The organism is Nocardioides daphniae, assembly GCF_004777465.1.
Taxonomy (GTDB): domain Bacteria; phylum Actinomycetota; class Actinomycetes; order Propionibacteriales; family Nocardioidaceae; genus Nocardioides; species Nocardioides daphniae.
This window is the reverse complement of record NZ_CP038462.1, coordinates 1,953,608-1,976,172: the sequence shown is the minus strand read 5'-3', so window position 1 is coordinate 1,976,172 and position 22,565 is coordinate 1,953,608. Positions and strand designations below refer to the sequence as shown.

Annotated in this window: 16 protein-coding genes, 3 pseudogenes and 1 riboswitch; of the genes and pseudogenes, 9 read left to right on the top strand and 10 right to left on the bottom strand. The window is 67.7% G+C overall.

Annotation, left to right across the window (positions count from 1 at the left end):
• Positions 1-177 precede the first annotated feature (177 nt).
• Positions 178-2,184: a UvrD-helicase domain-containing protein gene (locus E2C04_RS09705; RefSeq protein ID WP_135832429.1), complete on the bottom strand. Its 2,007-nt coding sequence runs from the start codon at positions 2,182-2,184 to the stop codon at positions 178-180.
• Positions 2,181-5,525, bottom strand: coding sequence for a DEAD/DEAH box helicase (locus E2C04_RS09700; protein WP_135832428.1), 3,345 nt, complete (start codon positions 5,523-5,525; stop codon positions 2,181-2,183). Before E2C04_RS09700 ends, E2C04_RS09705 begins: the two co-directional genes overlap by 4 nt.
• A gap of 709 nt (positions 5,526-6,234) precedes the next feature.
• Between E2C04_RS09700 and E2C04_RS09695 the strand changes: the two genes are divergently transcribed.
• Complete coding sequence (locus tag E2C04_RS09695; protein ID WP_135832427.1) at positions 6,235-7,737, top strand: hypothetical protein; 1,503 nt, start codon at positions 6,235-6,237, stop codon at positions 7,735-7,737.
• 131 nt (positions 7,738-7,868) lie between these two features.
• Here E2C04_RS09695 and E2C04_RS09690 read toward each other — a convergent pair whose 3' ends face one another.
• The 5 genes from E2C04_RS09690 to E2C04_RS09670 form a co-directional block, all read right to left on the bottom strand.
• On the bottom strand, positions 7,869-9,095 hold the full coding sequence (locus E2C04_RS09690) for a tyrosine-type recombinase/integrase (protein ID WP_135832426.1): 1,227 nt from the start codon (positions 9,093-9,095) through the stop codon (positions 7,869-7,871).
• 269 nt (positions 9,096-9,364) lie between these two features.
• A complete protein-coding gene (locus E2C04_RS09685; protein ID WP_135832425.1) occupies positions 9,365-9,562 on the bottom strand; it encodes a helix-turn-helix domain-containing protein in 198 nt (65 codons plus the stop codon).
• Positions 9,563-9,674: 112 nt separating this feature from the next.
• Complete coding sequence (locus E2C04_RS09680; protein WP_135832424.1) at positions 9,675-10,535, bottom strand: DUF4192 family protein; 861 nt, start codon at positions 10,533-10,535, stop codon at positions 9,675-9,677.
• Between the two features lie 352 nt (positions 10,536-10,887).
• Complete coding sequence (locus tag E2C04_RS09675) at positions 10,888-11,598, bottom strand: ABC transporter ATP-binding protein (RefSeq protein WP_135832423.1); 711 nt, start codon at positions 11,596-11,598, stop codon at positions 10,888-10,890.
• Positions 11,595-12,665 (bottom strand): FtsX-like permease family protein, encoded by a 1,071-nt coding sequence (locus tag E2C04_RS09670; protein ID WP_135832422.1) that lies wholly within the window; start codon positions 12,663-12,665, stop codon positions 11,595-11,597. Before E2C04_RS09670 ends, E2C04_RS09675 begins: the two co-directional genes overlap by 4 nt.
• A 509-nt stretch (positions 12,666-13,174) precedes the next feature.
• On the opposite strand from E2C04_RS09670, the gene E2C04_RS17735 reads away from it, so the two are divergent.
• The 8 genes and pseudogenes from E2C04_RS17735 to E2C04_RS09640 all read left to right on the top strand — a co-directional run bounded on the left by E2C04_RS17735 (position 13,175) and on the right by E2C04_RS09640 (position 19,617).
• A complete protein-coding gene (locus E2C04_RS17735; protein ID WP_158630652.1) occupies positions 13,175-13,696 on the top strand; it encodes a histidine kinase in 522 nt (173 codons plus the stop codon).
• An 80-nt stretch (positions 13,697-13,776) separates the two neighbouring features.
• Positions 13,777-14,169, top strand: a complete 393-nt coding sequence (locus E2C04_RS17730; RefSeq protein WP_158630651.1) for a sensor histidine kinase — start codon at positions 13,777-13,779, stop codon at positions 14,167-14,169.
• Positions 14,166-14,790 (top strand): annotated as a pseudogene (locus tag E2C04_RS09660) (response regulator transcription factor). Before E2C04_RS17730 ends, E2C04_RS09660 begins: the two are co-directional and overlap by 4 nt.
• A 722-nt stretch (positions 14,791-15,512) precedes the next feature.
• A riboswitch (cobalamin riboswitch) is annotated at positions 15,513-15,706 on the top strand.
• 60 nt (positions 15,707-15,766) lie between these two features.
• Positions 15,767-15,913: pseudogene (locus E2C04_RS21445) on the top strand (nitrite reductase); the annotation flags it as partial.
• A 302-nt stretch (positions 15,914-16,215) separates the two neighbouring features.
• Positions 16,216-16,611 (top strand): hypothetical protein, encoded by a 396-nt coding sequence (locus E2C04_RS19775; RefSeq protein ID WP_238694555.1) that lies wholly within the window; start codon positions 16,216-16,218, stop codon positions 16,609-16,611.
• On the top strand, positions 16,608-17,285 hold the full coding sequence (locus tag E2C04_RS09650; protein ID WP_135832421.1) for a precorrin-8X methylmutase: 678 nt from the start codon (positions 16,608-16,610) through the stop codon (positions 17,283-17,285). The genes E2C04_RS19775 and E2C04_RS09650 overlap by 4 nt, the downstream gene beginning before the upstream one ends.
• A complete protein-coding gene (locus E2C04_RS09645) occupies positions 17,282-18,814 on the top strand; it encodes a precorrin-2 C(20)-methyltransferase (RefSeq protein WP_135832420.1) in 1,533 nt (510 codons plus the stop codon). The genes E2C04_RS09650 and E2C04_RS09645 overlap by 4 nt, the downstream gene beginning before the upstream one ends.
• Complete coding sequence (locus tag E2C04_RS09640) at positions 18,811-19,617, top strand: cobalt-precorrin-4/precorrin-4 C(11)-methyltransferase (protein WP_135832419.1); 807 nt, start codon at positions 18,811-18,813, stop codon at positions 19,615-19,617. Before E2C04_RS09645 ends, E2C04_RS09640 begins: the two co-directional genes overlap by 4 nt.
• On the opposite strand, the gene E2C04_RS21985 is transcribed toward E2C04_RS09640, so the two are convergent.
• The 3 genes and pseudogenes from E2C04_RS21985 to cbiE form a co-directional block, all read right to left on the bottom strand.
• Positions 19,593-20,084: an HNH endonuclease signature motif containing protein gene (locus tag E2C04_RS21985; RefSeq protein WP_371870096.1), complete on the bottom strand. Its 492-nt coding sequence runs from the start codon at positions 20,082-20,084 to the stop codon at positions 19,593-19,595. The two genes, E2C04_RS09640 and E2C04_RS21985, sit on opposite strands and share 25 nt — an antisense overlap.
• A gap of 80 nt (positions 20,085-20,164) precedes the next feature.
• Positions 20,165-20,791 (bottom strand): annotated as a pseudogene (locus E2C04_RS09630) (DUF222 domain-containing protein); the annotation flags it as partial.
• 835 nt (positions 20,792-21,626) lie between these two features.
• On the bottom strand, positions 21,627-22,553 hold the full coding sequence (cbiE, locus tag E2C04_RS09625; RefSeq protein WP_238694226.1) for a precorrin-6y C5,15-methyltransferase (decarboxylating) subunit CbiE: 927 nt from the start codon (positions 22,551-22,553) through the stop codon (positions 21,627-21,629).
• Positions 22,554-22,565 lie beyond the last annotated feature (12 nt).

The window sequence follows — 22,565 nt, the reverse complement described above, 5'->3', positions numbered from 1 at the left end:
GCCCGGGGCGACAGGAGATCGTGGCGTGCTGATGCGGAGCGACGACAGCAGGGGCGTCGACCCGCCTGCCTGGGAGTCGATGGCGAAGCAGGTGCTGGATTCCGGAAGCACGTCGTACTGCGAAAAGAGGCGCTGGAACGAAGGCCTTGAGCCACCCCGCCAAGGGGTGCCGCCCTTTCAGGATCGAGCAGCGCGCCGTAGCGCGTCGGGCATGTTGCGGTGCCAGATCACCGCGAGTTCTCGGTTGGCGCGGGTGAGGCTCGTGTACAGCTGCCCTGTGCGGCCGAGATTCTCCGGAAACGCACCCGGCTCGACGACCACGACGGCGTCGAACTCGAGGCCGCGGGCGTCTTCCGGCGCGTAGAGTCGAACTGTCAGCTCGCCCTTCTGCCAGATATGGAACCCGGAGCCCTTGCGTCGCCAACCGCCGCGGCCCAGCTCACCCATCATCTCGCCGGGATTGACGGTGATGATTGCGGTGGAGCCGTCGGCGTACTTGGTCGCAAGCTGGTGGGCGACTTGCAGAGCAGACACCCACAACATCTCAGGGCGCGTGACGTGATCGACCTTCACCGGCTCGCCGTCAGCCTGCACGGTCTGGTTGCCGCGCTGCTTGGCAGGCAGGAGGCGGTCGGCGAAGCGCAGAACCGCGCCGGTCGAACGGTAGCCGCGTGTCATCACCTGCGGCCGAAACTCGCCGTCGGCGGCCAGGGCGAGGTGGTCGGCGATCTCGTGCCACGATCCGTATGTGACGTCGGAGCGGCGCTGGTTCATGTCGCCGACCAGTGTCCAATGACCGTCGCGTCGCAGGTACTGGTCCAGCACGTTCCACTCGATGGGAGACACATCCTGTGCCTCGTCGACGATGATGTGGTCGTAGCGCATGCCGTCGGGGATCGGGTTGTAGGCAAGACGGCACTGTGCCATCAACGGCAGATAGCGTCGCTTGAACGCTTGCTCGAACGCCGGAAGGTTCGCCATCCACGCGACCTGGTCAGCGTCCTCGACCAAACGGCGTTCCGGCGTTCCGTTGCGCCGGATCAGCTCGTAGACCGTCTTGATGTTTTCCCGCCTGGCGCCGTTTCCCTCGCGCCATCGGTGGTTCTGTTCGTGGATCCGGGCGGCGCGCTCGGCAAACATGCGGGCCTGGGCGTCGACATCGTTGTGTTCACCCCCGATGGCGCCCGGCCACGGTCCCTTCAGACCCGTCGTCTCGGCCATCAGGTCGTGCAGATGGGTGACGCGCACCTGGTCGAATGCCGCGAGTGGCTGGATGAGTCCGTCCACGTGGCTGACATATCCCGCGGTGGGGCCGACGACCAGCACCTTCAGAGGCTTGCTGGCGCGTGCGGCCAGCGCGCCTTCGTCCTCGTAGAGCACGGGATTGACGAGGTAGGCGGCACGGTAGGCGGCCACCACTGTCTTGCCAGTGCCAGGATGCCCCTGAACCACCAGGCTGTCGTCGACCGGCCATGAGACCAGGGCGTGCTGGTCGGGCTGCAGGAGAGCGAGAACGGACTGAAGCTTGTCCTGGCGTGGAGCGGTGAGGCGCTTGAGGACGGCCTCCTCGGCGCGCATCCCTTCCCTGATGTCCAGGGCCTTCCGAATCCGAACCGTGGACGTGTCAGGGGCCGCAGGCGCGTCGGAGCGCGTTCCCTCCCCGCCCGTCGATGTGCTCGGCGAAGGCTGATGGGACGCAGGAGCGGGAGAAGCCGCGCGACGTCGCCTGGTCGAGGTCGGCGCTGGAGCCGGGACGTTCAACTCCTTGCTGATGAAAGGGGAGTCAACGCCTTCTCGAACCCACTCGTCGTCGAGGTCGCTGATGTCGGTAAACCTGTGGGCAAAGGTGCGTCGGACGACGACGTCCTCGGAGCCGTCGGCATCGGGCTGGAAGAAGAGTCGTGCGATCGGTGCGGCCCAGCTGTAGACCGGCACGCCCAACTCCGGCAGGAATCGTGAACCGATGTAGAAGTCCCGCAGTTCTTCGTCGTCGGTGTCGCACCCCACGCGCCCGAGGAGCGGGTGGTGGTAGCCGTTGGCCTTGATCTGGTGGTTGACAGCGTCGATCCACAGGACGTTGCGGGCAACGTCGGTGAGCGGGTTGCGCTGGAGCCTCCTCTCAAGCTTGTCGAGGTACTCCTTGTTCTTGGCCTGCTCGTAAGGAAGTTCCGGGTGGGGCGTCATCCGGCGACCTCCACGACGCAGACAGCCAGGTCGTCGGTGGTCAGGGACGGCGCGGCAGCCGACTCGAGGCCCGCGATCTGGGCTTCGTATCGGGCCTGCTCCTTACGGAGCTTGCCCTCGGCGAGCGGAAGCATCTTCGCTTGACCGCGATCGATGTGGGTCTGGAGCCGAGCGCGGATTGCGCGCATGCGGCGCTCGTGCACCTCGGTGAAGGAGGCGCGGCGGGTCGCGATGAACGCGGCATTCTCCTGCGCCAGGTCGTTGCGTCGTGTCGCCACCCGGGCCTCCAGGTTCATCGTTGCCAGGTCGACAGCCTCGAGAAGATGCGGATGGTCTCGAAGCGGCCCTGCTTGGTATGACGCCGTGGCCAGCTCCTTCATGATGGCCGCGCCCAGTGCATCACCGGCCTCCGAAAGGTTCGTCAGGTCGATAGCGGACGACCACACCTCATGGATCGGACGGACGCCGTTCCAATGCACCACGGCGAGGAGTGCCAGGTAATTCCCCGGGCGGACCCCGGCAGACGACGACGTCATGCGCAGCAGCGTGAACCGGCCGTGACGGTGACCAGGCGTCCCAACCGCTGCCCGGGTCAGCGGATGCGTCGCGGTCAGGAGCGGCACATCCGAGGTCCTGGAGTACTCCTGGTCGAGCGAGACGACGATGTCGTGCTCCGAACGCAACTGGGCTCCGAGTTCCTGGACCTCGATGGTGCTGCGTTCGCCAGTCCTCACCAACGTCTGAACGTGATCGGCGAGCTCCTCGTTGCCACGCAGCCGAAGGATCGAGCCGTCCCGGCGTGCGCTTCCGCCGTACGTCTCTGCCCAGTCCTCGACCAGAAGCGCCAGTTCCGCCTGGCCCACGTACCGACCGCTGGCCAGCAGGTCGCGCTCCAGCCCGTCGATCTCCGCGCCATCGCTGCTCACCAGCATCGGGGCGGCCGACTCGATGAACTCACGATCCTTCGCCTGCATCTCGATCGCCTGGATGGCCTGCTCCGTCCGCAGGCGACGCTGGTCTGGGCTGAGCGTGAAGTCGAACAAGAGCTTCTCGACATTGCGCCACTCGGACTCAAGAATCGGCTCAAGCTCTCCGATCGAGTGCTCGAAGACCTCGATCCGCTCCATCACCCGCTCGATGATGTCGGTCTCGATCGTTCCGGGGGTGTGGAAGTTGAGCACACCGATCTTCTTCTCGACCTGGCCGATACGGTCGATACGTCCGATGCGCTGCTCCACCTCCATGGGATTCCAGGGCAGGTCGTAGTTGATGACCGCCGAGCAGAACTCGAAGTCGAGACCCTCGCTGGCCACCTTGCTGGCGAGGAGCAGGTCGAACTCTCCGCGCCGGAAGTTGGTCATGATGCGTTCGCGACGGTGTTTGGGCACGCCACCGTGGAGCACGCCGACCCGGAAGTCCCGCCCGAGCCGGTCCTCCAGATAGCGCAGTGTCCGTCGGGAGAAGGTGAAGAGGATGGCCTGCTTGTTCTGGGCCATGAGGTCGGTGACAGCGGTGACCAACTGCTTGTACTTGGTGTCGGACGTGAGCGCTCGTGCAGCCTTGGTGAGCTCCGGGCCCGGCGCAAGGTCAGACCTCTTGGTGGCCGGTACGTCTGCTTCCTCGGACTCGATGTCGTCAGAGTGACCCCACTCCAGGACGTAGCGGGCAGCCTCAGGTAGGCAGCTTCCTGCGAGGCGCAGGGGCATCTGCATAGAGAAGTTGAGGGGCGTACCGCTGAGTGCTGCCCTATCCACGCACCACTGGAAGTACGCCTCGTAAAACTTCACCTCTGTGGCATCGAACGCCACGTCGATGCGATGCGGCTCCCGGAGCGGCTTCTCCTCCTGGACGTCGATCTTGCGTGAACGGGTGACCTGCGCCGACAGGCCGTGGAGCTCCGCGCACAGTCGTTTGACGGTCACTGCGCCGGCCGCGTCGAGCCGGTCTGGGGCGAGGGTCTGGCGCAGGACCTGAAAATCGGGACGCATCGTGAGGATCGAGCCAAAGACGTCCTTTTCCAGCTCGGCAAGCCACGATCGCCTCTCTGCGTTGGTCACCGTGGGATCGGTCAGCGACTTCGTGAGCCTGTTGAGCACCGCGTTGGGGGCGATGCGCCGCTCGAGGGACTCCACGTCCTCGAACTCACCGGGCACGAGCAGGGACAGCAGGTTGAAGAGGTCGCGGTTGCGCAAATTGACCGGCGTCGCGGACAGCATGACCAGAGCATCGGACCAGTCCTGGAGCTGCTCGCCGAGCTCGTAGCTCTTCGTGTCAGAGTTCCGGAAGGCGTGCGCCTCGTCGATGATGGACAGGTCGAACTGCAGGCCGAGCTCGGTGGCGCGCTCGATCCCGTCCCACACGCGGAGACGCTCGATGCTGCTGATGTAGGCCACGCGCCGGGGGAGACGGTCGGTCTCAAGACGCTCCAGCAGGTCGGCGAGGCCAGGGTTGTCGAGCTCGACGAGAAGGAAGCCGAAGCGATCCTCCATCTCTCGCTTCCACTTCTCCACCAGCGAGCTCGGGCAGACAATCAAGACTCGGTCCGCCTGGCGCCGGGCCTCCATCTCAGTCCACACCAAGCCTGCTTCGATCGTCTTGCCGAGACCGACCTCATCGGCGATCAGCAGCCGGAGCGAGCCGGTGTCCAACAGCTTCTGGACCGGCTTGAACTGGTACGGGCGAAACAGCGTCCTCGTCGCTCGGAACGAGAACATGGTGTCGGTGAAGTGGCCCTCCAACTTGGCGCGCGTCAGCGTCGCGGCGAACCGTTTCGGCGGAACAGGCTGCCCGGCGACCCACGTCGATGCGTCGTCAACCGTGGGGCGTTGCGAGAGCGAGTCCTCGGTTCGCCGTACTGTCTGCCCGCCGGCGAACACGTTGTAGAGCCAGCTCCCGCTGACGTATCGGCGGCCAGGACGAATCACACCGTCCTGGCCGGTGCTGTCGACCAGGACGTCTTCCCCGACAGCGAAGCGAGGCTTCGACACGGGCGCGGCGTCATCCCAAATGGCATCGACCCATCCGAGCGCATTGTCGAGGGGGGAGCCATTGAGGACTTCGTCTGAGGGCGCGGCGACGCTGGGCCCAGGGGATGTCCCACTCGTGACGGACAGAACGACTGAGGGCTCGATCCCGGAGAACCAGTAGATCCCCTGAGGAAGCTGAACCGGAGGAGATGCCACGATTCTGGTCTCGTTGACCAGGTCGACGACGTCGTTCACGCCCGGGCCGAGGACCAGGAGCTGCTGGAAGGCGCCGGCGCGGAGGACATCCTCCAGCTCGGTGGTGACAGGGTGATAGCCGTGGGTCGAGCTGACCACCAAGGCGTCGGGAATGGCCATGCGCTACTCGGCGGTGGCTCGTGATGCCGCGTTGGGGCACGACGTTTTCCAGGGCGAGTACGGCGGCCTTGTCATCTCGCCGACCATAGTGGTCACCGCGGCCCGTCTTCACCGTTTCAGCCGAGTTCGAGCAAACCGGTGGGACGATCACCGCGTCGGCTTCCCGGCCCTTGAACTTGTGAACTTGCCGAGCGCCTGGCTGCGTGGGATCCGCCACGAGAGGCCCGCAAGACCACCATTGGGGGCTCGAAGACGTTACCTGGCCGTGCAGCAGTCCCCTCCGCACTCGGAATGCTCTCCCCAAGTACCGTTTGAAGCACAGGCACCATCAACCGTGGCCTGAGAATCCATCCTCCGGTCTCCATCGTTCCCGGGGCACCCCAGAGTCTCCGGACACGCCGGGGCGGTTCAGTCAACGACCGACAGCGTCTGCGGGGAAGCTGCGTCGGTTGCGACCGACGGGCCCATTGCTCGGATTGGGCTCGAATTGATTCGCAACGGCCCACAACTGCACGCCTACGCCATCAACTGCCAAACGCGACGTCGCTGCAGGTCAAAGGCCACTTTGGCCTCACAAGCGCAGCCGGACGCAGCTGCCCGCGTTTGCGCTCGGGATCGTCGGTGTCTTCCCGATGACCCCCACGTCTAATGCGTACGTGTGGTCGAAACCGGCCACGGCTGGCCGTGATACGGAACTAGGATCGCGCTCGTGCGCCTGGTGTCCGCCTTTCTAGGTTTCGCCCTGAGGAAGCTGGGTCTGCTCGGGGCGCTGGTGGTGTCCCTGTTCCTCGGCTACCTGCTCGTCCAGGTCCTGGTGCCCACGGTGCGGGAAGCCGTGGCGGACCGCGATCGGCTGGAGCAGGTGAGCGAGGAGAGGGCAGCCCTCGAGGACAACCTTGAGCGACTGCGGCGCACCGCAGAGGCGGGCCGGCGCGAGGCGGTCGCGTCGCTGGAGACCAGGATCGACGCCGAGATCGCGGAGGGACGTCGTGCAGTCGCCGCGAAGAAGGCGGATATCGACCGTCTGCGGGACGACCAGCAGGACCTTTGCAACTTCAAGCAGGAGGTCATCGACTTTCTGACACCCGGCAGCAAGTGCAAGGCCGCCGAGGCCGCGGTCGAGAAGGCCGACCAGGCGCTCGACACCTTGGAGGGAACCCTCGGCCAGGCGGAGGACGACGCCGCCATCCTCGCTGACCCTGAACTGAGCCCTAAGCAGAAGCTGGATCGACTCGGCGTGGGCGGCGAGCAGTCCAGCGTCGAGCGGGAGATTGACAACGGCGAGGCGGAGCTGGCCCAGAGGAAGGCCGAGCAGGAGAGCTTGGAACAGGGCCAGTCGTCCGGCGTGGGATGGGTCGTCAACCAGTGGGCCCAGTCGTGGAAGTGGTTGGTTGCCATCGCGCTGCTCGTCCTCTTCCTGCCGGCAGCCCTACGCATCTTCAGCTACTTCGTGCTGATGCCGGTGGTGAGCCGGGTGCACACGCCGATCCGGCTGGCGGCCGGGTCCGAGAGCGCGACAGCCGAGGTCCGTACCTCGGCTGCCCAGCGGACCCTTCCGATCGAGCTGTCCGCGGGGGAGGTGTTGTCCGCGCGGTCGGAGTACGTGCGGCCCGTGCAGGGCAAGATACGCAGTCGGATCCTCTACGACCCGTCCGCGCCGTTCATCAGCTTCGCGGCCGGTCTCTACTTCCTGAGCCGGATCACCGGCGACGACGGCGTCACGTCGGCGACCCTGGCGTCGCCCGACGCCCCCGACGCCTACCTGATGCGCCTCGACTTCCAGGACCATCCGGGTCTGGTGATGCATCCGAAGCACGTCGTGGGCGTCATCGGCACGCCGGACCTACAGACGCGCTGGCGGTGGGGCATCCAGTCGTTCGCCACGTGGCAGGTGCGCTACGTCATGTTCGCGGGCACCGGCAGCCTGATCGTCCAGGGCGTCGGTGACGTCGTGGCGACGGACCCCCGCGGCCGCGCCACGAGGATGGAGCAGAACCTCGTGATGGGTTTCGACTCGCGCCTGACCGTGGGCGTCAATCGCACCGAGGTGTTCTGGCCCTACCTGCGAGGCAAGACGCCGCTCGTCGACGACGAGTTCACCGGTCACGCCCCGCTCTTCTGGCAGAAGTCCAGCGCCGACGGGCCCAGGAACCCGATCGCCAGGTCGTTCGATGCCATCTTCTCGGGGTTCGGCAAACTCCTGGGGTTCTGACTTCCTGAAGAGTGCCGTCGACCGTTGCTCTGACAATTCCGTGGAACGCGGCGTGGATAGGAGACGTGGCGTACGTACAGACTTGAGGGTGGATCTCGTAGGAACGGGCCAAGCCCGTGCCTGCACGGGACTTAGTGCGTATCTGCCCTCCAACCGCGCGCCTCGGCCCGCTTTCGCGCCAGCTCGGCGAGTCGGTCCGATGCGGCCTGCTGGTAACGCATGGCGGCGTAGCTGGTGGAGTGGCCGCCGAGCGCCATGAGTTCGGCGAGCGTGGCGCCGTGGCGGGCGGCCTCCGTGAGCGCGCCGTGGCGAAGGTCGTGGAAGCGGAGATCTTCGCGGCCGGCGAGGCGACGGGCCTCGTACCAGCCCCATCCTCTGGTGTCGGGTTTGCCGCGACGCTTCTTGGAGACCTTGCCGTAGAACGCGCTGGGCGCGAGGTGGCTCCCGTTGGCGCCGGGGAACATCAGCCCTTGGAGTCCTGGAGCCGCATGCTGCCTCCTGTGCTCGATCACGAGGTCAAGGATGTCGGGCGGGATAGGCACGTCGCGGATCCCGGCTTCGCTCTTCGGCGCCTTGGCGACGACGCCCGCTGACTTCGAGCGGACGACGCTGCGGCGTATGTGGATGACAGCGTTCTTCGTGTCGACGTCCATGCGGCGAAGTTCGCTGAGCTCGCCAAAGCGGAGGGCGCAGCTGTCGGCGAGAATCACCATGAGGCGGTGCTTGGTGGGCATGTTCTGGACGATCGTGAGGATCTCGTCCACCGTAGCGGGCTTGATCTTGCGCTTGCCCCCGGCTGAGCCGCCGCCAGAGATCCCGCAGGGGTTGTAGGGGATCAAGGGAGTGCCGTTGTTCTTCGTGGGGTCCGCCGCCGTACGCATGATCGCGCGCAACAGGGAGTAGGCGTGCGCCTGGTAGGTCGGACGGTCGGCGGCCGCGGTGTCGTACCAATGGGCCACAGCGGCGGGGGAGATGTCTGTAAGGGGCACCTCGCCGAACGTCGGCAGGATGAAGCGATCCAGCAGGTCCTGATAGTGGTCGCGGGTTCGGTCGGCGAGCGGTTGGCCCTTGACCTTGCGCGCAGCCAACCACCCTTGCGCGTAGTCACCTAGCGTGACGGGCTTGGCGGACGAGTTCATGAGGCGCACGGCCGGGGGAGACCACGTGCCAGCCGACAGCAGTCGGCGCTCGTCCACCAGCCAGGCCTCGGCGTCTCCCTTGGTGGTGAACGTGTGGGGCGCGTTGTGGCGCAAGCGCTTGCCGGCCTCGGTGACCCGACCCTTGGGGTCGGCGTAGCGTGCCTGGTATCGGCCACTCGGCAGCCTCATGATCTGCCCGAACTGTCGCCGCTCAACCATCTTCTACGCCCCGTTTCGTAGTCCCTACGTAGTCCTCAGGAGGCGTTTCGTGGTCCTTGATGTCCACTTCTGTCCAACCCGCCGTCTCACTAAAACCGCAGGTCAGAACCATAATTTGCTGGTGTATTGGCGTGCAAGAGGAGTTGCTGTTTTCTGCTTCGAACCCAGTATCGCCCACCGCATGCAAAACCGCCTCTGACCTGCGAAAACGCGGGTTGGAGGCGGTTTTCATTTCAGGCCTCGTGTCCCATACGTGTCCAATGGATCGGTCAGGAATCGGAGCTCGGGATGCGTCGGATGGTGTTCTCCAGCTCGTCCAGACGGACCCGGATGTGACGTCGCCCGCATCGGTAGCCGGGCAGTGAGCCCTCGCTGATCCGGCGTCGAAGGGTCTTTACGGAGACCGACAGCATTTCCGCTGCCTCGTCGAGACTGAGGTAGGTCGGCAGGTTCTTGTTCTGGCTCATCGCTGTGCTCCTCTGAGGTGGGCGGACGCTGATCGCGGACTCCTTCGTGGCCTGTCGCGTCCTCTTCGGGCTAGGTGTGACAGCGGGACCGGGGCCCGCGCCCTCAGAAGAGTCAGTTCTTTCGGTCCATCGCGACGTGAATGTTGGGGACGACGTAGATCTGGGGTCGTTGCGCGCGGCGTATGGGCAGCGGGCTGAGGACCCTGGTGAGCAGAAGTTCGATCCGGCTTCGCATCCGGTGATGGTGGCGATGTCCGTTGTGCATCGTGGTCCTCAGATCGTTTGGGGGCTGCTGGGCCGGGCGGGCGGCGCAGGGTGCGGCGGGCGGGCCGACATGTTGAGCGCGGTCCGCGGTGACGGCGGCCTTGACGGCTTCCCAAGCCCGCGGATGGACGCCGTTCAGTACGAGGGTGGTGACGAGTTCGGCGGCGCTGTAGTGCTGGTGGTGGGGGACCAGGTCGAGGGCACACCACGCGAGCGCTCCGTGGCCGTTTAGCCAGCTCGCGAAGGCCAGCATGGTGGCGGGTGCTGCTTTCGCGTCTTCGGGCGCGCGGCGGGTGAGGTCGCGCCACAGCGCGACGTGGGAGGGCGCGTTGTTTCTGCTCATGTCGTGCCAGAGCTCGTCGCGGACCGCCAGATTCTCAAGCGCGGTGAGAAGTCGTGCGGTGTCAGGATCGGTGAGGGGGTTCCCGTCACGCTGGAACTCGCGTACCGGTAGGTCTCCTTCTGCTCGGTGGAGTGAGCGCGTCTTCGCGGGCCACTGACTGATGTCGACGAGGAGCTGGAGCGGACCCCGCCTCGCCGAAGCGCACTCGGTAGGCCGCGCACCCAGATCCGAAGGAGCTGGTGCAAGGCGGAGTCCTGCCCAGCCAGGAGCCCCATGGGGGAGGAAGAGAATCCCGCTGGGCGTTTGGCAGAGCCGGTGGCGATAGTTCTTCGCCGTGCGCCCCCCGGTTGCTCGCCAGGACTCCATGCACAATTGAGCGGCCTACGGGTGAGTAGCTCGGTCCCGTCTCAGACATGGCCTGTGTCATGGACCACAGTCGGCGAGGCGGACCATCTGCAGGACCTTAAAGGTGGGCAGCAATGGGGTTGAGCCGCAGGCATCTGGCGGTCTGCCGGGACCGAGAGTCTTCTGAGCTGCAATCAGTCGCTGAGACGGAGACTGCAAGGGTGACAATGGGTTCTTGGGTTGTGTCTAGCCTCTGTCCTTAGGCCTAGGAGTTCGGCGACGAGGTGGCGAACGCCGCCCGTCGTAGTGTCCTGTGGAGTTCGAGCCCGCCATGCCTCAGTCAGGCACTGAGGCTGACCGACCCAGCTGTCATCTAACCTCGCATCTGGTCCGCCATCGACCCTTCCGCGGTGAGGTGGCCATCGACCATGACGTGGGTCTTGGTGAGGCGCGGCAGGATTCGCCGGTCGTGGGTGACGAGCAAGGTGGCGGTTGAGTGCTGGGCAGTGAGTCGGAGCAGGAGGTCGACGATCTGGCCACCGCGTTCCTGGTCTAGCGCGCTGGTGGGCTCGTCGACGATCAGGACGGCGGGCTCGTGCATGAGCGCGCGAGCGATATTGACACGCTGGCGCTCGCCACCGGAGAGCTGCGCGGGTCGCTTCTCGGCATCCGCAGCGAGCCCGACGGTGTCGAGGAGGTGACGGGCTCGCTCGCGGGTGGCGGCTCGCGCGGCTCGACGGGCGTGCTGGGCGGTGAGCTCGTTCATGACGAGCAGCTGTTCGTAGGCGGTCAGAGAACCGAGCAGGTTGGACTGCTGGAACACCAAGCCGACCTTGGTGCGCCGCAGCTCGGCTCGTTCGGACAGATCCAGGTTCGTTGCGTCGATGCCGTCGATGGTGACGGTGCCGCGGTCGGGGCGGATGAGGGTGGAGGCGACCGCGAGGAGGCTGGACTTGCCGGACCCGGACGGGCCCGTGAGACCAACAACGGTGCCGGCGGCCACGCGTAGGCTGACGTCGTCGACCGCAGTGATGCGGGAGGTGCCGTCGGGATAGGTCAGGGTGATGTTGTCGAGGTCGATCATCTGTTGCTCCCTAGTGCAGTGAGGGGGTCGGTGGTGGTGATGGAGCGGGTCGCAAGCGCGGCGCCCGCTAGCCCGAGTGCGGTCATGATGAATCCGGGCACCACGGTGGTGAGTGGGTTGAGCACGAACGGCAGCACGTTCCTGGCGGCGAGACCCAGTAGCGACGTCGTCGCGATGCCGGCGCTGACTCCGAGCAGGAGCACGACGGCGGCCTGGCCGAGGGCGTCGAGGGTGAGCATGCGGTTCGTCGCCCCGAGCGCCTTAAGTACCGCGACGTCAGGTTGACGCTGGATGCTCCACACGGTGAAGAAGGCGCCGACAACAAGGGCCGAGATGCCGAAGAGCATGCCGACCATGAGGAGCAGTGAACCGATTTCGGACTTGAACGACTTGAGAGCTGTCAAGGAAGACAACACGCCCATGGAGGTGGTGTCGGCGGCAATGTCGGCGGCCGCGTAGTCGACATCGGTGCCCGAGACGCCGAGGACGGTTGCGAACGGCGTTCGGTTCCCCGGCTGGGTGACAAGCGCACGCCAGTCGTCGAGGTCGGCGTACACGACCGGCATATGCGAGTACCAGAGATCGTCGTCGGTGGTCGTTCTCACGACGAATGTGCGGTCGGCGATCTCGACCTGCTGCCCCTGCGCCACGCCCAGCGCGTCGGCTGTGGTGGTGTTCAGCAGCAGTTGACCGGGCTGCGGTGCGTCGACGGTCCCGGTGCCGGGGCCGCCGCCGAACAGCGTCACCGCCTCCTGCCGGTCACCGGCTGACAGCCTGGCGGTGCTGATCCCAAGCGGCTCGACCGCCGCGACACCGGCCTGGCTGGCCCAGGCATCAGCCTGCGCCTCGGTCACGACCGAGTCGGCGAAGCTCGGTTGCTCGCCCTCGTGCGTCGCGAACACGATGCGGTCAACGTCGAGGGAGGTGAGTGCGGCGATGTTCTGGTTGGCCAGCCCTCCGGTCAGGCCGGCGAGGAAGGTCACCAGGACAGTGATGAGTGTGACGACGGTTGCGATGAGCGCGAACCGTCCCTTCGCTACCTTCAGGTCGCGCCAGGCGACGAACATGCGAGTCCTCTCGACGGGCGGGCGGTTGATGAACGGGATTTGGTCGCGGCAGTTTCCTGCTCGTCAGCAACGGTCCCGGGTTTCACGACTCTTGCCATCGTGAGCTGGGACGGTTTCCGGGCATCAAACTGCCGACCTTCCGGTACACCTTTCGTATGAAGACTCGGTTCGCTTTGGTTCTTAGACTGATCACGTGATGTGTCAGTGAGCCGGTATGACGGCCCGAACGTCAGTACGAGCGCGGGAGCGACGGCGCCGGGTGTTGGCAGCCTGCGCGCAACGTCGGTGTGGTTGTCGGCGTCTCTGCACGTCCTTGTGCTCGCCCTCGTCGGGGTGCTGGTCCTTAATGCATCAGACGGGACGTGGCCGGGGACCGGGGGGACAGCCGCCGTGCTGGGTCTGGCCGCACTGTTTGTCGTCACGTACGTCGTCGGTGTGTGGCCAGCCGGGCATTGCCGCGCGGCCGTCGTGGCTGGTGGTGGACTACTGCTCTCACGCTCGAGTGGCTGGTGCTGCTCACCCTGAGTGCCGACGCCACCTACCTGGTCTTCGCGCTGTTCTTCATCTACATGCACCTGCTAGGCACCACCCGCGGAGTGGCGGCTGTCATCCTTGCCGCGGTTGTCGCGGTCATTGCGTTCGGGATCCACCGCGGCTTCGACGCCGCGGGTGTCGTCGGCCCGGCCCTCGGTGCCGGTGTGGCTGTCGTCATCGGACTTGGCTACGATGCCTTAACTCGGGACGTCACCCGCCGCCAGGCTCTGATCGACGAGCTCACGCACACGCGCGATCAGCTCGCCGCGGTCGAACGCGAAGCCGGCGTCGTGGCAGAGCGGGAGCGGCTCGCGCGAGAGATCCACGACACCGTGTCCCAGTCGTTATCGAGCATCGTCATGTTGCTCCATGTGGCACAACGCGAGGGAACCGACACAGACAAGGGCCGCGAACGGGTCGAACAGGCCCGCGTGGCCGCCGGGGGGCTCTGGCCGAGACGCGTAACTTCATCCACGCCCTCGCACCGCCCTCGTTAAGGGTCGGTGGCATTGCCGATGCGCTTCAGCGACTCGGCGCCACGACCCAGCAGACGTCCGGCCTGCGCACGCGGGTCGACGTGAGCGGCTACGTCGGCGACCTCCCCACCCCGGTGGAGACCGCGCTACTGCGAATCGCGCAGAGCGCGGTTGCCAACGTCGTCCAGCATGCCCGCGCCGCGCGGGTCGACGTGACCCTGAGCCGGCTCGACGACGAGGTGATCCTCGACGTGGTCGACGACGGAGTCGGGTTCGACTTGGCCGCCCTGAGCCGTTCCTCCCGCACCGACCAGCAGTCGTTCGGCCTCGTCGCCATGCAGGACCGAGCCGTCGCCCTTGGGGGCCGGCTCGTGGTCGAGTCAGGGAGGGGACAAGGAACCAGCGTCGCGGCTAGCTTCACGGTCCACCCCGGCAAGGGCCTGGATAAGGGCCTCGCGCAGGAGCATCGCTTCGATCACGGGGGGACCCGGTGACCGTGCGCGTCCTGGTCGTTGACGACCACCCGATGATGCGGGCCGGCCTGACCGCGCTCTTTGACACCGACCCCACGATCGAGGTCGTCGCCGCGATCGGCACGACCGCCGAGGCCCTGTCGAAGGTCGCTTGCGAGCGGCCCGACGTGGTGCTCATGGACAGTTCAACCGCTCGTTCGAGGGGGCTCGTGCCACCCGCAAGATTCGCGCGCAGCCGGACCCGCCTGCCGTGCTGGTCCTAACCAACTTCGACACTGATGCCGACATCATCGAGGCGATCGAGGCCGGTGCGGCTGGGTACCTCCTCAAGGATGCCGCCCCCGAGGACATCACCGCCGCGATCCGGGCCGCCGCCGCGGGAGAAACCGCACTCGCACCGTCGATCGCCACTCGTCTGTTCGCACGTATGCAGCAGCCCCCTCGGCGCTGAGCGCACGCGAACTCGAAGTCCTCGCGCTGGTCGCGTCCGGACACAGCAACACAGACATCGCTCGCCACCTCCACTTGAGCGAGGCAACCGTCAAGTCCCACCTGGCACATATCTACCCCAAGCTGGGCGTCAGCTCCCGTACAGGAGCGGTGGCGGAGGCGCGCCGCCGGGGGATCATCAGCCGCCTGTGACCGCCTAACCCGAGCGCAATGACGCTTACGCATTGCGACCGGAATCCACCTTCCGTTCGAGGTGGCCGCGGACCTGCGGCGAATTGAGGGCCCGGCCGAGTAGCCCGCCTAGGAAAGCGGACATTATTGACGAACCGCTCTGTTGCATACATGACGCATCTGCGTGCCGTGCTACGGATTGCGACGCTGGCCCAACGCCCGAGTTGCCGTTGACGGTGGGGGCAGATGTGCTGAAGGCACTCATAGATTCGTAGTGGCCGGCGCGATGTGCACTGCGCTTTGGGTTTCCCCGGGTCCCCTGATCGTTCAGCAGACCCCAATCTCGCTGCGCGGCAGCGTCACCGCCCAAGCCCAAAACCTGCAGAGGTTCGCGCGTGACCACCTGCTGCCCTCAGCCGTTATCCACGGCGCGAATCCTCGGGTGGGTCTCGAGCGTCTGCGCGTGGCTCGTCCTGGCTTTCAACTGATGCTGTGAGGGCCAGTCATTGGGCTTGGGATTGTTCGGAACGAGGCGCCTTGCGAGACCGGTGGTGCGGGGCTCGTTGCATCGGCCGTTCGGCATACCGCTTCGCGTCAGTCCCGGGTTCTCACAGGTTTTCGTGGTGGGCGTGTGCTCCCCGCGGCCGGCGGCGTCACAGCAGCAGGATGCTCGCGGGATCCGCGCAGAAACGGGCGTGCTTGCGGTCGGATGTGGGCCTGCCGCAAGGTCTGTCCTCAGGCACGGTATGGTCGCGCCAGCCAGTCGTACTCCCACGTGGAGTCAGGGAATCCGGTGCAATTCCGGAACTGACGCGCAGCGGTGAGGGGACGGGACGGACACGCCGGCAACGGCAGCCACTGGGATCCTCGGATCCTGGGAAGGCGTCCGCTCCCGGTTGATCCGAGTCCGAAGACCTGCTGGCCCTGACGACATCCGTCGTCGGGTCATGGGTGGGTCCCCGCGTACGGACCCCGGACTCGAATCTGGAGACTCTCGGTGAACCGGTCCCGACCCGACCGCTGCCCCGGCGCGCTGCGCCCGTGGCCTGCGGACGACGGCCTGCTGGTGCGGCTGCGGCTGCCCGGTGGACACGTCACCTCACGCCAACTCCTGGCACTGCTCACGACGGCCGAGCGCCACGGGGACGGGCGCGTGTACGTGACCACGCGCGCGAACCTGCAGGTGCGGGGCCTGCCCGCCGCCGCTGGGACCACGCACCTCACGAGTGAAGCGCTCGAGGCCCTCGTGTCCACCGGTCTGCTGCCGAGCCTCGCGCACGACCTCGCGCGCAACATCCTCGTGTCCCCGCAGACCGGGCTGGCCCACGGACGCGCCGACCTGCGAAGCGTCACCGCGGCCCTGGACGGCGCCCTGACGGACGCTCCTGACCTGGCTGCGCTGCCGGGGCGCTTCTCTTCGTCCTGGACGACGGGCGCGGCGACCTCGTGGAGCGCAGCTGCGACCTCGGGCTGGTCGCACTGGACGCCGTACGTGGGCAGGTACGGGTCGGGGACGCCTGGGGGCCGGTGGTACCGCTGCGATCGGCGCACCGCTACCTCGCCGGACTCGCCCGTCGCTTCCTCGCCGTACGCGGGCACGGGAAGAGCGCTGCGTGGCACGTCCGTGAGCTGGCCGAGCCGCTCGAGCTGCCGCAGCGTCCGTCGTCGCTCCTGCCGACCGCGCGTGCGCGCCTGCCGTACGGCTCGGTCCCCGGTGGCCGTCACGTACCCGTGCCCGAGGAGGGCCTTGACCGTCCAGCCGTCGAGCGGCTCTGCGCCGACGCATCCCATCTCGTCGTCACCCCGTGGCGTGGCGTTCTCATCCCCGAGGAGACAGCGTGACCAGTTCCACCTTCCAGCCCCGACGGCCGCAGCGGCACTACCCGTACGTCGACCGTGGCCCGGCGATCTACCTCGACTCCTTCGCGACCATCCGGCGTGAGGCCGACCTGTCGGGCGTACCGGCGAGCGCCGAGAAGGTTGCCGTACGGATGATCCACGGCAGCGGTCAGGTCGACCTGGTCGACGACCTTGTGGTCCACCCGGAGCTCGTCCCAGCGGCCCGGGCCGCCCTGGAGTCGGGTGCGCCGCTGCTGTGCGACGCGACCATGGTGGTCAAGGGCGTGACGCGCAGCAGGCTGCCGGCTGACAACCAGGTGGTGTGCACGCTCAACGAGCCGGTCGTGCCGGGGCTGGCGGAGGCGTGGGGGACCACACGCACGGCCGCGGCGGTGTCGCTGTGGGAGCCGTACCTCGAAGGAGCGGTCGTCGCCATCGGCAACGCACCCACCGCCCTGTTCCACCTGCTGGAGATGCTGGTCGACGGTGCTCCGCGGCCGGCCGCCATCGTGGGCTGCCCGGTCGGCTTCATCGGTGCAGCCGAGTCCAAGCAGGCGTTGGAGGACCTCCACGCCGACCACGGCATCGACATCCCGTTCGTCACCGTACGGGGCCGGCGCGGCGGATCCGCGATGACCTCGTCGGCGCTCAACGCACTCGCCCAGGAGCAGGAATGAGCATCACCGTCGTCACCACAGGCCATTTCGCCGGGGTTGGCGTTGGCCCGGGCGACCCCGAGCTGATCACCCGCAAGGCCGCCCGACTGATCGCTTCGGCGGACGTCGTCGCCTACCACGCAGCACGTGGCAAGCAATCGAACGCACGACGCATCGCCGCTGAGCTGTTTCCTGCCGGGGTGGTGGAGGAGGAGCTCACCTACCCGGTCACCACCGGGACGACCGACCACCCGGGTGGGTACGCCGGCGTGCTGGCGGAGTTCTACGAGCAGTCCGCGGAGCGCCTGGCCGCACACCTCGCGGCCGGGCGTGACGTGGTGCTGCTCTCCGAGGGCGACCCGCTCTTCTACGGCTCGTACATGTACATGCACGACCGCCTGGCCGACCGGTTTCCGACCGAGATCGTGCCTGGTGTCCCGGCGTTCCTGGCCGCCACCGCAGCCACCGCGAGCCCGCTGGTGCGGCAGACCGACGTGCTCACTGTGCTCCCGGGCACGTTGCCCGAGCCCGAGCTCGCGCGGCGCCTGGCCGACACCGACGGCGCGATCATCATGAAGCTCGGCCGCACGTTCCCTGCCGTACGCCGCGCGCTCGCCGCAGCGGGACGCCTCGACCACGCGCTGTACGTCGAGCGGGCGTCGATGCCCGAGGAACGGTGGGTGCCGGCGGTCGAAGTCGACGAGTCGACCGTGCCGTACTTCTCGCTCATCGTGGTCACCGGGGACAGCCTGAACGGGCGGCGCTCACGCGAGTGCGCTGAGCCGGTGGCGGCGGACACGTGGCTCGAGGCGGCAGGCGTCCCGGCGGAGGTGCTGGTCGTGGGCCTGGGCCCGGGGCCGGACGGCTGGCTCACCCCCGAGGTTGCCGAGGCGCTGGCGCAAGTCGACCACGTCGTGGGCTACGCCCCGTACGTCAACCGGGTGCCGCAGCGACCGGGACTCACCCGGCACGCGTCGGGCAACACGGTCGAGGTCGACCGGGCAGCCTTCGCGCTCGACCTGGCGCGGCGCGGCGAGAAGGTCGCCGTCGTCTCCGGCGGCGACGCGGGCGTGTTCGGGATGGCTTCGGCCGTCTTCGAGGCCGCGGAGGACCCGGCGTACTCAGGCGTCTCCGTCCGCGTGCTTCCCGGAGTGAGCGCCGTGCAGGCCGTGGCCGCGCGGGCGGGCGCTCCGGTGGGAGCCGACTTCGCCGTGATGAGCCTCTCGGACCGGCTGAAGCCGTGGGAGATCGTGGAGAAGCGGTTGCGCGCCGTGGCCGAGGCCGACCTCGTACTGGCCGTCTACAACCCGGCCTCGCGCAGCCGAACCGAGCAGGTCGCCACCGCACGCCGGGTGCTGTTGGAGCACAAGAGCCCCGAGACGGTGGTGGTCGTGGGCCGCGACGTCGGACGCGCGGAGGAGGCGCTGCACGTGACCACGCTGGGCGAGCTGGACCCGAGCACCATCGACATGAAGTGCCTGCTGATCGTGGGGGCCTCGTCGACGCGGGTCTCGCCGGCTGGGGTGTGGACGCCGAGGTTCGTGCGATGACCGTGCACTTCGTGGGCGCCGGGCCTGGCTCCGCCGACCTGCTGACGGTGCGGGCGACGCGCCTGTTGGCGTCGGCCGACGTCGTGCTCTACCCGGGGACGTACCTCGACCCCGAGGTGCTCTCGCACTGCGGCCCGCGCGCCACGCTCGTCGACACCCAGGACCTGGACCTCGACCAGATCACGGCGCACCTCGTCGACGGCTCGCGCGCTGGCCTGGACGTCGTACGCCTGACCTCGGGCGACCCGTCGTTGTACTCGGCATTGCACGAGCAGACGAAGCGGCTCGATGCCGCCGACGTGACGTGGTCGGTGACGCCCGGCGTGCCCGCGTACGCCGCGGCGGCGGCGCGGGTTGGCAGCGAGCTCACGGTCCCGCTGGTGGCGCAGTCGGTGGTGCTCACGCGTACGCAGGCCAGGTCGACCGCGATGGGCGCGGGGGAGTCGTTGACCGACTTCGCTGCCACCGGTGCCACCGTGGTGCTGCACCTGGCGATCACCAGGACGCGTGCGCTGATGGCCGAGCTGGAACCGGTCGTCGGTGGTGACTGCCCTGTGGTGGTCGTGCACCGGGCAAGTCAGCCGGAGGAGCTGGTGCTGCGGGGGACGGTGGACTCGATCGCTGAGGCGGTGGAGGAGGCAGGCCTGCGCCAGGCGGCCGTCGTGCTGGTGGGGCGCGCGCTGGCCGCGTCGGGAACGCGCGCGGGCGGGGAGTCGTACCTGTACAGCCCCCCCGTGATCGGTTGGGGAAGCGGCTGGAGGAGTAGCGGCCTGGTGGCTCAGGTCCGCCTGGCGAATCGGTAGTCGCCATTGGTGAGGCGAGTCATGTCGTACGCGGCGTCGTGCGCCCGGTGATGGTGCCTGCTGCAGAGGAGAACGGCGTTGTCGACATTGGTCTCTCCGCCGTGGGACCACGGCACCAGGTGGTGCGCCTCGGCCCAGGTGCCGGGAATCGAGCAGCCCTCGGCCCGGCAGGTGGTGTCGCGCAGCAGCAGTGCCCGCCGCTGCGCCTTGGTGAAGAGCCGGGAGGCACGGCCGACGTCGAGGACCTCGGAGTACTTGCCGAGGACCGCGGGGATCAGCTCGGCGTTGCAGGCGAGACGGCGGGCCTCGCTCGCGGAGATGCGGTTGCACCCGTCGCCGGGGACGCCGTTGTCGAGGGTCGCCGTCCCGAGCCCGGTCTTGAGGGCCTCGAACGAGAGGGTGACGGTGAGGTGGGTGGCGTCGCCGCCATGGATCGGGAGTCGCCTCGGGTCGAGTGTCTCGAGCAGCTGGCCGAACGCCTCGGCGAGGCGCCGCGGGTGGTTGACGCGTGCCCGACGCCGTTCTTCTCGACGTTGGACTGCTCATCGCTGGTCTTGCGGACAGCACCGTCCGACCGGCGGGGGTTGGTGAAGGCGTGCAGGTAGGTGGCGAGTCGCGCTGCCACCGCGTCGGGCACGACGCCGTTGATCCGAGTGGTCCCGTCCCCGATAGCGCGCAGGCGTAGCCGCTGCTTCTCCTGGGCCCGCTTCTCCGCGGCTTCGAGCTTGCGACGCTCCTCGTCCTCGAACCGTTCCGGGTCGACGACCTCGAGGATCCTGCGACCGAGGACCGTCAGCTCCTTGGGGTCGTGCTGCTCCGCGAGCCGCACCAGCTCGGCCTCGGCGCGGGCGATCAAGTCCTCACCGATCCGGCGCGGCAGTTCACTCACGGCGTGCCCGATCACCCGCGCCTGCGCCACGTTGACGCGCGCCTCCCGCAGCGCGGCCGCCAGCACCGGCAGCTCCCTGGCCAAGGTTTGGGCGAGACCCAAATCAGCCGCCGCGTCGCTGCGGCGCACGCGCCCGTGGTGGGCCAACCATCCGGCGGAGGTGTGGAACCCTTCGCGCTCGGCCAGGTCTTCCGCAGCAGCCATGACCCGGAGTCGGAGCTCCGTCACCTGTGACTCGATGGCAAGCAGCGTCAGCAGCGTTGACCCCTTTTCATCGGTGGGCATGAAGGTCGGGTTGACGTCCGCCACGGACTTGAGCGGCACGTGGTGATGGTGCTCTGGCGCGAGGGGGACCACGGAGGTACTAGGTTGCGCGTTGGTATGTGTCGAACGCAGCGGGCATACGCGGGGGTGTGACGCGCTACGCAGGCACGTCCAGACGTCTGAAACCCGAGGTCAGGCTCTTAATGCCACCTGCTTCAGTTCAAGCGAGTCGCGAAGAGCTCCTGCAACTCCGTCTCATCGAGCTCGTGCGCTTTCCGGGCGTGGAGCGCCACATCGGCCTTCAACGTGTTGCCTCGCAAGGAGGCTCGGCAATAGACCTGCCTGCCTTCGGCTTCGGCTCTCCGCACGAGCGGCATGAAGTTCGCGGTTTGGGTCGGCGAAAGGACACCCACCTGCTGCCCGTCGATGTCGACAGCGACAAGGTCTATCAACGAGCGTGGCCGTTTCTCGGTGAAAGACCGAAGGGAGGGGCTGCTGCACCGACTGGTGACAGTCTGAGGTGACCCATAGTGGGTGGAGTGTTGCACCGCGCATCGACTCAGACGTACAGGCTCCACTGCGTCACGGTGCGCAACGGCGTCCACCCGGTGAAGGTCCCGACGGGGTGTGTGCTCTCGACCGCCAGGCGAGTCAGCTCGCCCCCGTGGGTTCGATACGCCTCCGCAATCAGTGACTCGGTCTCCAACGTCACCCCGTGCACCACGAGACGTCCACCGGGCCGGAGAGCGGCGAGGCAGGCGGCTAGCACGCCGGCGCGTCGCGCCACCGCCGATGAAGATCGCGTCGGGAGCGTCCAACCCCGCCAATGCATCGGGCGCTCGTCCCTCGACGACCCTCAGGTCGGGCACACCGAGGCGTACCGCGTTGCGGGACACCCGGGCGGCGCGCTCAGGATCGGCCTCCACCGCGGTCGTACGGCAGCTGGGGTGGGCGCGCATCCACTCGATGCCCACGGAGCCAGCCCCGGCACCCACGTCCCAGAGGTGCTGTCCGGGGGCGGGGAGAGGCGGGCCAGTGCCGACGCGCGCAGGTCGCGCTTGGTGAGTTGACCGTCGTTCTCGAAGGCGTCGTCCGGCAGACCGGCGACCCACGACGCGCGCCTCGTCCCAGCATCCTCGGGGAACTCGATCGCCAGGACGTGCAGCGACGGAACGTCCGCGGCAGCCACCTGAGCCCACTCCTGCGCGGTCTTCACGGACCGCGACTCCGCCGCGCTCCCGAGGTCTCCGAGCAGGGTGATCACGGCGTCCGGGTGGCCCGTCTCGCTCAACAGCTCACCGACGATGGCGGGAGTCTCCGACCCCGACGTCAGGGCCAGGATCCGGCGTCCGGGAGCCACCTCCCGGAGCACCCGCGCCTCATGCCGACCGACCAGCGTCACGACCACCGATTCCTCGTCTGACCAGCGCATACGCGCCCGGGCCAGCGCCACGGACGAGACCGCGGGCACCACCCGTACGGCCTCGGTGCCCAGGGCCCGGACGAGCGTCGTACCGATGCCCGAGACCATCGGGTCGCCCGACGCCAACGCCACCACCCGACGGCCACGCAGCTCCTCCAGCAGGCCCGGCAACGAGGGGGCCAGCGGCGTCGGCCACGGACGTCGCTCCTGACCCTCGACCTCCGGCACCAGGTCGAGGTGACGGCGCCCGCCCATCAGCACGTCGGCCTCGCGCACGAGCGCCTCGCAGCCGGCGGCTAGGACGCCGTCGGCACCCACCCCGACGACCGTCACGAGGTGTCCACCGAGAGGGCCCGTCATGTCATCCACGTG